This window comes from Skermanella sp., assembly GCF_059503625.1.
Window position 1 is genome coordinate 1 of the sequence record NZ_JCACHA010000112.1, and the last position, 3,861, is coordinate 3,861.

The 3,861-nt window shown below is 63.9% G+C and carries 4 protein-coding genes; 1 reads left to right on the top strand and 3 read right to left on the bottom strand.

Going from position 1 to position 3,861, the window contains the following annotated elements; genetic code table 11:
* The 3 genes from AC5JJ6_RS03090 to AC5JJ6_RS03100 all read right to left on the bottom strand — a co-directional run.
* A partial coding sequence (locus AC5JJ6_RS03090) for an ABC transporter permease (RefSeq protein ID WP_496040639.1) occupies positions 1-394 on the bottom strand: 394 nt, incomplete at its 3' end.
* A gap of 54 nt (positions 395-448) precedes the next feature.
* Entirely contained in the window at positions 449-1,966 is a 1,518-nt protein-coding gene (locus AC5JJ6_RS03095; protein ID WP_496040642.1) for a sugar ABC transporter ATP-binding protein, read from the bottom strand.
* A gap of 2 nt (positions 1,967-1,968) precedes the next feature.
* Positions 1,969-2,934, bottom strand: a complete 966-nt coding sequence (locus AC5JJ6_RS03100) for an ABC transporter substrate-binding protein (protein ID WP_496040640.1) — start codon at positions 2,932-2,934, stop codon at positions 1,969-1,971.
* A 262-nt stretch (positions 2,935-3,196) separates the two neighbouring features.
* Here AC5JJ6_RS03100 and AC5JJ6_RS03105 point away from each other — a divergent pair.
* Positions 3,197-3,861, top strand: a 665-nt coding sequence (locus AC5JJ6_RS03105; protein WP_496040641.1) for a flagellin, incomplete at its 3' end; no start/stop codon positions are given.

Here is a 3,861-nt window from a genome sequence, read left to right on the forward strand (position 1 = left end):
TCATGATGAAGGGCGGCAGGCCCAGCTTCAGGATACCGAAGGCGTGGAAGGCGCCGATGACGGGGCCGAGCATCAGGGTCAGGCCGACGGCGGCCCAGATCGGGAAGTCGGCCTTCAGCAGCAACGCCACCACGGTACTCGACAAGCCGACCACCGCGCCGACCGACAGGTCGATGCCGCCGGTGATGATGACGAAGGTCTGGCCGATCGCGATGACCGCCCAGAGCGACGCCTGACGCAGCAGGTTGACGATGTTGTTGGTGGTCATGAAGCTGTCGGTCGTGACGGACAGCACCAGCCACATCAGCAGAAGCAGCCCCAGCAGCGTCAGGTTGAGGAGGAACGCGAAGCGGAGACGCCCGCGTGGCTTTGCCGCGACTGCCATGTCAGCCATCCTGATCGATTCTCCCCGGTTTTCTTGTTCGTTGCCGTTTACGGTTCTCGGTGTTCAGGTGCCGATGGCTTCGGCCAGGATGGTCTCGTGATCGACCTTGCGGTGGCCGAAACTCGCGGTCAGGCGTCCCTTGCGGAAGACGTGCAGGGTGTCGCCCAGATCGTAGACCTCCGGCAGGTAGGACGAGATCAGGATGATCCCGGCGCCGTTCCGGAGCAGGACCGCCATCAGCTTGTAGATCTCCGCCTTGGTGCCGACATCGACGCCGACCGTCGGCTCGTCGAAGATGAAGAGGTCGGCGCCGTGGTTAAGCCATTTGCCGATGACGATCTTCTGCTGGTTGCCGCCGGACAGCGTCAGGGCATCGACGCTGCGCGACGCGGCGACGATCCGCAGGTCGCGCATCTGCTTGTCGGACCGCGTCCTCTCCTCGCCCGACCGGATCAGCCCGCCGGTGCTGATCTTGTGGAATACCGGCAGGTTGAGGTTAAAGCCGACGGGAAGGTTGAGGCAAAGCCCCTGGTCGCGCCGGCTTTCCGGCAGCAGGACGATGCCGCTGTCGATCGCGTCGGCTTCGCGGCGGAACTCCACCGCCTTGCCCTTGAGCTTGACGTCGCCGGCTGTTTTGCGCGTCCGGCCGAACAGGCACTGGACGAATTCGCTTCGTCCGGCCCCGATCAGCCCGTAGAGACCGACGATCTCGCCGCGCCTGACGGTCAGCGAGACGTCATCGAACCCCGGCCCGCTCATGCCGCGAACGTCGAGAAGCGTTTCGCCGAGCGGGATCACTTCCTTGTGGTGGACCTGATCGAGCGGGCGGTTGACCATCTCGCGGATCAGGTCCCGCTCGTTGGTTTCGGCCACGACATGGGTCCCGATCAGCTGGCCGTCGCGCAGCACCGAGACGCGGCCGGCGATCTGGAAGATCTCCTCCATCCGGTGGCTGATATAGATGATCGTGACGCCTTGGCCGTGCAGTCGCCGGATCAGCGCGAAGAGCTGGTCGGTCTCTGCGCGCGTCAGGTAGCCGGTCGGCTCGTCGAACACCAGGAATCGGGTGCCCCGGCTGGCGGCGCGGGCGGTTGCTACCAGCTGCTGCTGACCGATGGTCAGGTCGCTCAGCATCGCGTCGGCCGGCAGGTGGAAGCCCAGTTCGTCCAGGATCGCCTGGGCGCGCCTGGTCATCTCCCGCTTGCGCAGCAGGCCGAAGCGGGTGGTCTCGTCGCCCAGGAAGATGTTGGCCGCCACCGTCAGGTGGGGGCACAGCACGACTTCCTGGTGGACGGCGTTGATGCCGAGCGCCAGGGCGTCCTGCGGGCCGGAGAACTCGACCTCCCTGCCCTGCCAAAGGATGGTGCCGGAGGTCTTGGGATAGACCCCCGTCAGCAGCTTGATCAGCGTCGATTTGCCGGCCCCGTTCTCGCCGACGATGGCGTGGACCTCTCCCGGCATGAAGCTGAGGCTGACCGCCTTCAGCGCGTGGGTGCCGGCAAACTTCTTGTCGAGCTTGCGCAGTTCCAGGGTCGCGACGCCCGGTTCGGGCGCCTCGACCCTGGCGGCGGCGAACGCCATGGTCACTTGACTTTCGGGTTCAAAAGCTCCTGCGACCGCTTTTCGTTCATGTTGGCCTTGGTGATGACGTTGACGCCGGTATCGACCTCCGCCGGGACGGCCTCGCCCTTCGATGCGGCAAGCGCGGTCTTCACGCCGTCATAGCCCATGCGGTAGGGGTCCAGGAACAACAGCGCCCCGAAAACCCCGTCGTTGAGGAAGCTGACCAGCCGTTCGTCGTTGTCGAAGCCGATCAGCTTGATCTTCTCGCCAAGGTCGTTTTCGGCAATGGCTTGGCCGGCGCCCTGGGCCATGATCAGGTTGCTGGCGAAGACGCCGCGCAGGTTGGGGCTGGCGGTGATCAGGTCGGTCATGATGTTGAGGCCGGTGGTCGGCTGGCCGTCGGCCACCCGGTCGGCGATCAGCTTCATCTTGGGATACTTGGCGGCCAACTGTTCCTTGAAGCCCTTGGCGCGCTGGTCGAGCGATCCGACACCCGGCAGCGACGTGATAAGTGCTATGTCGCCTTCGGCGGCCCCGTACTGCTGTGTGATCGCAGCCGCCAGCGCATCGGCGGCGGCCCGGCCGCCCTGGACGTTGTCGGTGGTCAGGAAGGAGGTGAAGGACTTGCTGTCGGCGGCGCTGTCGATGCCGATCACCTTGACACTCTTCGCCGCTTCCGTGATTGCCGGCCCCAGCGCCGCGAACTGTGTCGGCGAGATCACCACGGCGGCCGGCTTGCCGGACACGGCGTTCTCGAGGATGCCGATCTGGCCGTTGATGTCGGCTTCCGACTGGGCGCCCAGTTCCTGGACATTGACGTTGAGGTCCTTGCCGGCCTGACGCGCGCCGGCCAGCACGATCTGCCAGTAGAAGGAGGTCGTATCCTTGACGATGATCGGGATCGTCGGGCGGCTCTGCGCGTGTGCGGGGCTGTGGGTAAAGGCAAGCGCCAGTGCAAGGCCGGTAGCGGCCAACAGACTCTTCATGTGCTTCCTCCCTGATGGATGCGACCCTTTTTGGGCTATTCTTGAAAGCTGGTTCTTGATTCTTGGCCAGGAGCTATCTGTTCCTCGGCTTCCGTCTTTTGTTAGACAGCCAATCAAAACACCGACCGTTCCATCCCGTCAAGACACGCGTGCGGCGTATTGTCGCGAACTTTGCTTGCGGCGAGGTCAGCCGCCGGGCAGGGCGCGGCAAGCTTGCAGGTCTCGCAATAAAGGGGTATAAGATCGGGGACGAGGTGACGCCATGATCAGTTCAGTCAACACCAACACCGGTTCCTATTCATCCATCAACAGCTTTGGATCGGCACAGAGCGCGGTTAATTCTGCGCAAAAGCGTATCGGAACCGGCAAGAAGGTTGCAGACGTCTATGACAATGGCGCCGCCTTCGCCGTGGCTGAAAAGCTTCGGGGAGATACGGCCGTCCTCGGCGCCGCGAACGAGCGGCTCGCCGTCGGCAAGGGCATGATCGACGTCGCGATGAAGGCATCGCAGTTCATCTCGTCGTCCATGTCGGACGTCAAGGCGACGCTGGTCAAGCTGTCGGACTCGTCTCTCAGCGAGCGCGACCGGGCAAACTATCAGGCCCAGTACAACAATCAGGTCAAAGACATCGGCGCCTTCGTCAAGGACGCCAAGTACAACGGCGTCAACCTGCTCCAGCAGGGTGCGCAGAACCAGAACATCGCGTCGAACGGCAGCGGTGGGACCGTGACCGTCCAGGCGCAGGATTTGGAAAGCTCCGTCGCCAGCGTGCTTTCGGGTGCGGACGTTTCGACCGCCGCCGGCGCCGCGGCGCTTCTGCAACCGGGTGGAACGTTCTCTCAGGCTGAAGACAGCGTGGGATCGGCGATGAACAGTCTCGCCTCAAACGCGCGCAGCTTGAACAACACGATCAAGGGCAACTCTTC

Excerpts from the sequence above, each read along its gene's own strand:
- AC5JJ6_RS03095 (WP_496040642.1), bottom strand. The coding sequence starts at position 1,966 with ATGGCGTTCGCCGCCGCCAGGGTCGAGGCGCCCGAACCGGGCGTCGCG.
- AC5JJ6_RS03100 (WP_496040640.1), bottom strand. The coding sequence starts at position 2,934 with ATGAAGAGTCTGTTGGCCGCTACCGGCCTTGCACTGGCGCTTGCCTTT.